The organism is Pseudomonas sp. WC1, from assembly GCF_050586565.1.
In the GTDB taxonomy this organism is placed as follows: Bacteria; Pseudomonadota; Gammaproteobacteria; order Pseudomonadales; family Pseudomonadaceae; genus Aquipseudomonas.
Window position 1 is genome coordinate 78,103 of the sequence record NZ_JBOBDQ010000020.1, and the last position, 6,331, is coordinate 84,433.

At 67.4% G+C, this 6,331-nt stretch carries 7 protein-coding genes; 1 reads left to right on the plus strand and 6 read right to left on the minus strand.

What is annotated here, in order from left to right; genetic code table 11:
* The first annotated feature begins 48 nt into the window (after window positions 1-48).
* Window positions 49-261 (plus strand): hypothetical protein, encoded by a 213-nt coding sequence (locus ACQ4OD_RS11870; RefSeq protein WP_023632517.1) that lies wholly within the window; start codon window positions 49-51, stop codon window positions 259-261.
* Here ACQ4OD_RS11870 and ACQ4OD_RS11875 read toward each other — a convergent pair.
* The 6 genes from ACQ4OD_RS11875 to ACQ4OD_RS11900 all read right to left on the minus strand — a co-directional run bounded on the left by ACQ4OD_RS11875 (window position 233) and on the right by ACQ4OD_RS11900 (window position 6,289).
* Window positions 233-1,243 carry a nucleoside hydrolase gene (locus ACQ4OD_RS11875; RefSeq protein WP_102682857.1) on the minus strand — a complete coding sequence of 337 codons (1,011 nt, stop codon included), beginning with the start codon at window positions 1,241-1,243 and terminating at the stop codon, window positions 233-235. The genes ACQ4OD_RS11870 and ACQ4OD_RS11875 overlap by 29 nt on opposite strands.
* A 154-nt stretch (window positions 1,244-1,397) precedes the next feature.
* Entirely contained in the window at window positions 1,398-1,802 is a 405-nt protein-coding gene (gene rbsD, locus ACQ4OD_RS11880; RefSeq protein ID WP_110704609.1) for a D-ribose pyranase, read from the minus strand.
* Entirely contained in the window at window positions 1,799-2,707 is a 909-nt protein-coding gene (gene rbsK / locus ACQ4OD_RS11885) for a ribokinase (RefSeq protein ID WP_102682859.1), read from the minus strand. The genes rbsD and rbsK overlap by 4 nt, the downstream gene beginning before the upstream one ends.
* Window positions 2,708-2,716: 9 nt before the next feature.
* Window positions 2,717-3,742: a LacI family DNA-binding transcriptional regulator gene (locus ACQ4OD_RS11890; RefSeq protein WP_102682860.1), complete on the minus strand. Its 1,026-nt coding sequence runs from the start codon at window positions 3,740-3,742 to the stop codon at window positions 2,717-2,719.
* A gap of 4 nt (window positions 3,743-3,746) precedes the next feature.
* Window positions 3,747-4,739, minus strand: coding sequence for an ABC transporter permease (locus ACQ4OD_RS11895; RefSeq protein WP_110704607.1), 993 nt, complete (start codon window positions 4,737-4,739; stop codon window positions 3,747-3,749).
* Window positions 4,736-6,289 (minus strand): sugar ABC transporter ATP-binding protein, encoded by a 1,554-nt coding sequence (locus ACQ4OD_RS11900; RefSeq protein ID WP_198755697.1) that lies wholly within the window; start codon window positions 6,287-6,289, stop codon window positions 4,736-4,738. The genes ACQ4OD_RS11895 and ACQ4OD_RS11900 overlap by 4 nt, the downstream gene beginning before the upstream one ends.
* Window positions 6,290-6,331 lie beyond the last annotated feature (42 nt).

Consider the following 6,331-nt stretch of genomic DNA (forward strand, 5'->3'; position numbering starts at 1 on the left):
AGGACGCGGTATTCGACCTATCACCCAGGCCCAAGCGAGAACCGCCCCATGAGCAGCCACAGCATCGACGCCGATATCAAGGTCAAGTGGGACGAGGGCCAGAGCGCCTACAGCCCGGGAACCCCCGAAGAGCTATTGCTGATCGCCATCGACCTGCTGGTACGCGATCGTGGCAGCGAGGCGGCGCGCAGCTTCATCGACCAGGTGTTCGAACGCTACGCGCACCACGACACTATTTCAATCGGGCCAGGCGGGCGCTGAGCAGGTCGAAGAAGCCCTGGGCATCGCCCTCCTCGATCCACATCACATTGGCCGGCTGCTTGAGCACGCCGTACCAGTCGGCGACGGTCTGGCCGAAGGTCGGGCCTTCTCGACTGTCGACCACCATGTGCACCTGACGGCCCTTGAACAGCTCAGGCTTGAGCAGGTAGGCGATGACGCTGGCGTCGTGCACCGGGCCGCCGGGCATGCCGTAGTTGTCCATGTCGAACTTGATGTAGGCGTTGAGGATGTCCACCACCAGCTTGCTGGCATTGTTGTTGACCGCGGCGAGCTGCTTGAGGCGCGCGTCGCTGGTGAGCACCTTGTGGGTGACGTCCAGCGGCAGGTAGGTGAGCTTCACGCCACTGGCCAGCACCACCTCGGCGGCGTGCGGGTCGGCGAACAGGTTGAATTCCGCCGCCGGCGTGATGTTGCCGCCGTTGAAATGGGCACCGCCCATCACCACCACTTCCTTGATGCCGTTGACGATCTCCGGCTTCTGGATCAGCGCCAGGGCCAGGTTGGTCTGCGGACCGAGCATGGCGACAGTGATGCTGTGAGGCTCGGCGGCGCTCAGGGTGTCGATCAGGTACTGCACCGCGTTGCCCTGGGCCAGCGGCTTTTTCGGCTCGTGCACCTGGACGCCGGTCAGGCCTTCCTCGCCGTGAACGTTGGCGGCGTAGATCGGCGTACGCACCATCGGCCGCCCTGCCCCGGCGTATACCGGGATCTCTTCGCGGCCAGCCCACTCACGGGCCAGGCGAGCATTGCGCGAGGTCTTCTCCAGGCGCACGTTGCCGGCCACGGTGGTGATGGCGCGGATCTTCAGTTCCTCGGGCGAGGCCATGGCCAGCAGCAGGGCCACGACGTCGTCGGCGCCGGGGTCGGTATCGATGATCAGGTCGCGGGGCGCGGCCATGAGGGAAGTCGCGGCCAGCGCGGACATGAGGACGGCTCCTTGGAGCAGGTTCTTGAGGGACATTCAGCACTCCTTGTTGCTAGGGGGATGGATTCACAGGGGCCGCATTGCGGCCCTTTCGCCGGCAAGCCGGCTCCCACAGAGGCAGCCCGAGGTTGCGCCTAACCTGTGGGAGCCGGCTTGCCGGCGATCGAGGGCGCAAGCCCTCGCATTCGGTCTAGAAAGTCACGCCAGCCACCAGGGCAATATTGCTGTAGGGTTTGCACTCCCCCGTGCGCACCACGGCCCGGGCCTGGCGACACAGGGTCTTGAAGTCGGCATGGCTCAGCACCTGGCGCTGGCCCAGCTCACCGCCCGCATGCAAACGCTCGACCTCGGCCAACCCCGGCGGCAGGGCCTGGAACACTTCATCAGCCAGCACATGCCGCTCCACCTGCATCTCGCTCAGTACCACACGCAACACGCTTGCAAAATCCGGGATACCCGGCGTCAGCGCCAGGTCGATCAGCTCCACCCCCGGCGGCACTGGCAGGCCGGCGTCGCCGATCACCAGGATGTCGCCATGGCCGAGCCCGGCAATGGTCCGCGACAGGGCGATGTTCAGCAGTGGCGTCTTCTTCATGGCGCCAACTCCTTCAACAGGGGAATGGACGGCTGCGCGCCGACCCGGGTTACCGACAATGCGGCGGCGCACTGGCCGAAGCCGATCGCCTCATCTTCCGACAACCCCCGCGCCAGGCCGGCGGCAAAGCCGCCCACAAAGGTATCGCCGGCCGCCGTGGTGTCCACCGGCTGCACCCGTGGGGCCGGGAAGTGCCGGCTGCCGGTGGCGTCGACCAGCAAGGCGCCATCGCCGCCAAGGGTGACGATCACCTTCCCTGCCCCCAACTGGCGTAGCCGCTCGGCCGCGCGGCGGGCACTTTCCTGGTCATTGACCCGCACCCCGGCCAGGGCCTCGGCTTCGCTCTCGTTGGGGATCAGGTAATCGATGTAGGCGTACCACTCCGCTGGCAGTGGCCCGCTGGCCGGCGCCGGGTTGAGGATCACCGTGCGGCCCAGCTCGCGGCCGCGGGCCAGGGTCCAGGCCACGGTGGCCGTGGGCACCTCCAACTGACAGATGATCACTTCGGCGCGCTGCAGCAGTGCATCGAAACGGCTTACCGACTCGGGGCTGAGCAGGCCATTGCCGCCGGGGATCACGACGATGGCGTTCTGGCTGGCGGCATCCACCACGATCAGCGCCACGCCGCTGGACACGCCCGGGCACACGCTCACCCCCCGGCAATCGATGCCCTCGGTGAGCAGCGCCTGGCGCAGTTGCTGACCATAGGCGTCGTCGCCGACGTTGCCGACCATCGCCACGCTGGCGCCCAGCCGGGCCACAGCCACGGCCTGGTTGGCGCCCTTGCCGCCAGGCGCGGTGAAGAAACTGTCGCCGGTCAGGGTCTCGCCTCCCCGGGGCAGGCGCTGGGCGCGGGCCACCAGGTCCATGTTGAGGCTGCCGACCACTACCACCTTGGCATCCATGGGTATTCCTTAACGGTAATCGTTGAACAGGTCCGGGCGTGGCCCGGTGGATTCGCGCAGCACGATGCGCGGGGCGACGATGCGCTGTTCGGCGGCGCCGTCGCGGCGTGGCGTGACGATGCGCGACAGCAACAGCCCGGCGGCGCTCTCACCCAGCTCGCGGATCGACTGGCCGACCGTGGTCAGCGCCGGGTACACATAGCGGCTCAGTTCGATGTCGTCGAAGCCGATCACCGACAGCTCGCCCGGCACGTCGATATTGCGTTCGGCGGCGGCACGCAGCACGCCGAAACCGATCATGTCGTTGCCGGCGAAGATCGCCGTGGGCCGCTCGCCATCGAGCAGGCGCGCCGCGGCGGCATGCCCGCCGAGGCTGGTGAAATCGCTGTGCAGCACATGGCCCGGGGCAACGCGCACGCCGCCCTCGGCCATTGCCCGGCGGAACCCGGCCAGGCGCAGCTGGCTGACCCCAGTGTCCACCGGCCCGCCGATGGTGGCGATCTCGCGGTGCCCGAGTTCGAGCAGGTGGCGGGTGGCCAGGTAGGCGCCCTGCTCGTGGTCGATCCGCACCAGGTCGGCCTCGACGCCTTCCAGGGCCCGGTCGACGATGACCATCGGCGTGCGCACGCCGCTGAGGCTGTCGAGCAGGTCCTGGTCCTCGCCCACCGAGGCGACGATCAGGCCGTCGATGCGCTTTTCCAGCAGCACGCGCAGGTAGCTGCGCTGTTTCTGCGGGTTGTCATCGGAGTTGCACAGGATCACGCAATAGCCGTTGCGCTCGCAGGCATCCTCGATACCCCGGGCCAACTCGGCAAAGTAGGGGTTGACGCTATTGGGCACCAGCAGGCCGATGGTGGCGGTGCTGCGCGCCTTCAGCGAACGGGCCACGGCGCTGGGCACGTAGTCGAGTTCGGCGATCGCCGCCTCGACCTTCAGCCGCACGTGCTCGCTGACCGGACGGGTCTTGTTCAGTACATGAGACACGGTGGTGTAGGAAATACCCGCCAGTGCCGCGACATCTTTGATGGTTGCCATGGTTTCAGTTCCGCCGGCTCGCACGCCGGCTGCGGTAAGTGTCGAGTACCACGGCGATGACGATGACCGCCCCGGTGATGATGCGTTTGGTCGGTTCCGAGGCGCCGATCTGGGCCAGCCCGGCGGCCAGCACCGAGATGATCAGCACACCGAAGAAGGTACTGATGACCGAGCCGCGCCCGCCCATCAGGCTGGTGCCGCCGATCACCACGGCGGCGATCACCTGCAGCTCCATGCCCGAGCCGGCATTGGGGTCGGCGGCCTCCAGGCGCGAGATCTGGAACAGCGCGGCGAGGCCCGCGAGCACGCCCATCAGGGCGAACACCAGGATCTTGAAGGGGCGTGGGTCGATGCCGGCCAGGCGCACAGCCTCTTCGTTGGTGCCGATACCGATCAGGTAGCGACCGAACACGGTACGGGTCAGCACCAGTTGGGCCAGCACGATCACCAGCAAGGCGATGATGAAAGCCGGGGAAATACCGAAGGCGATCGGGTTGGAGAACCAGGCGAAGGCATCGCCGATGTACGCGGTGCGCGAATCGGTGAACTGGTAGGCCAGGCCACGGGCCATCTCCAGCACGCCCAGCGAGACGATGAACGAAGGGATGCGCCAGGCCACGGTGATGCTGCCGGTGACGGTGCCGGCCAAGGCCGCCACGGCCATGCCGAGCAAGGCGGCGGGCAGCACGCTCCAGCCCCAGCCGAGGATCGCCACGCTGACGGTCGAAGCCGCCAGGGCCAGTACCGAGCCGACCGACAGATCGATGCCGCCGATGATCAGCACGAAGGTCATGCCCACCGCCAGCACCATCAGGTCGGGGATCTGGTTGGCCAGGGTGCTGAAGGTGGCGTAGGACAGGAAATGGCTGCTCAGCAACGAGAACAGCACGATCATCGCCAGCAAGGCCCCGGCCAGCCCCAGGTAGGTGCCCAGGCCGAAATAGGTGCCGCTGCGGCGCACTGGCGCGGCGTCCGAGGTGTTTGTTGTGGTTTTCATGCATCCATCCTGGGAGCTGCGTCGTGCAGCAGGGCGTCACGTTTCTGGTAGCCGGCGAAGGCGGCGGCGAGGAGTTGGTCCTGGGTCCAGTGGTCACGGTCGAAGGTGTCGATCAGGCGGCCCGCCGAGAGCACGGCGATGCGGTCGCAGATCAGCATCAGCTCGCGCAGGTCGCTGGACACCACCACCAGGGCCTTGCCCTGGCGGGCGAGCTCGGCAAGCAGGCCGTAGATGTCGAACTTGGCGCCGACATCGATGCCGCGGGTCGGCTCATCGAACAGCAGCACCTGGCAATCACGCTCCAGCCAGCGGCCAATCACCACCTTCTGTTGGTTGCCGCCGGACAGCTCGCCCACGGCCTGGGCGGGGCTGGCGCTGCGGATACGCATGGCGCCGATCTGGCGCTCGGCCAGCTCACGCTCGGCGTCCGCGTCGAGCACGCCGGCACGGGACACCGCGCCGAGGTTGCCCAGGGCAATATTGGCACTGATCGACTGGCTAAGCAGCAGGCCTTCGCCCTTGCGGTCCTCGGTAATCAGTGCAATGCCAGCCTTGACCGCGGCCTTGGGCGAGTCGATGGTCACCGGCACTGGCGGCTGGCCGAGAGCGACCTGGCCGCTGTCGGCGCGGTCGGCGCCGTAGATCAGGCGCAGCAGCTCGGTACGCCCGGCACCGATCAGGCCGGAGATACCGAAGATCTCCCCTGCCCTGACCTCGAACGACACCTCGCGTACCTTGTCGCCGCGGCTGAGCCCGTCGACCTTGAGCAGCGGCGCACCGATCGTGCGCTGGCCCAGGTCGATATGCTCGCCCAGCTCGCGGCCGACCATCAGGTTGACCAGTTGCTCACTGTTGTAGCGCTGGATCGGCTCGGCGCACACCAGCTTGCCATCGCGCAGCACGGCGATACGCTGGGCCACTTGCTGCAGCTCTTCGAGGCGGTGGGAGATATACACGATGGCCACGCCGCGCTGGCGCAGGCGTTCGATCTGGGTGAACAGCAGATCCACCTCGCGGGCGGTGAGCATGGCCGTGGGTTCGTCGAAGATCAGCACATGGCAGTCGCCGATCAGGTTGCGGGCGATCTCGACCATCTGCTGGTGGCCGATGCCCAGCTCGCCGACAGGGGTGTCCGGGTCGATGGCATCCAGGCCGACCTGAGCCATGGCTGCGGTGGCCAGCTGGCGCAGGCGCTTCTGGCTGATCCAGCCGAGGCGGCTGGGCAGGTTGTCAAGGAACAGGTTCTCGGCCACGGTCAGCGTCGGCAGCAGGTTGAGCTCCTGCATCACCATGCGCACGCCGAGGCGTTCGGCCTCGGCGCGGCTGCCGGGGGCGTAGGGCTGGCCGCGGTAGAGCATCTGCCCGGTGGTGGGGATCTCCAAACCGCTGATCAGCTTGGACAGGGTCGACTTGCCCGCGCCGTTCTCGCCGGTCAGGGCCAGCACCTCGCCGCCGCGCAGCTCGAGGGTGACATCGCCGAGCACGGGCTGGGCGTAGGTCTTGCCCAGGCCGCTGACGGCTAGCACGGTTTCATTGGCCGGTACTGACATGGCCATTCTCTCCTAGGACGAAGCATGACGCGTTTAGAAGGC

Coding starts and splice junctions, on each gene's coding strand:
- ACQ4OD_RS11870 (WP_023632517.1), top strand. CDS start 49: ATGAGCAGCCACAGCATCGACGCCGATATCAAGGTCAAGTGGGACGAG.
- ACQ4OD_RS11875 (WP_102682857.1), bottom strand. CDS start 1,243: ATGTCCCTCAAGAACCTGCTCCAAGGAGCCGTCCTCATGTCCGCGCTG.
- rbsD (WP_110704609.1), bottom strand. CDS start 1,802: ATGAAGAAGACGCCACTGCTGAACATCGCCCTGTCGCGGACCATTGCC.
- rbsK (WP_102682859.1), bottom strand. CDS start 2,707: ATGGATGCCAAGGTGGTAGTGGTCGGCAGCCTCAACATGGACCTGGTG.
- ACQ4OD_RS11890 (WP_102682860.1), bottom strand. CDS start 3,742: ATGGCAACCATCAAAGATGTCGCGGCACTGGCGGGTATTTCCTACACC.
- ACQ4OD_RS11895 (WP_110704607.1), bottom strand. CDS start 4,739: ATGAAAACCACAACAAACACCTCGGACGCCGCGCCAGTGCGCCGCAGC.
- ACQ4OD_RS11900 (WP_198755697.1), bottom strand. CDS start 6,289: ATGTCAGTACCGGCCAATGAAACCGTGCTAGCCGTCAGCGGCCTGGGC.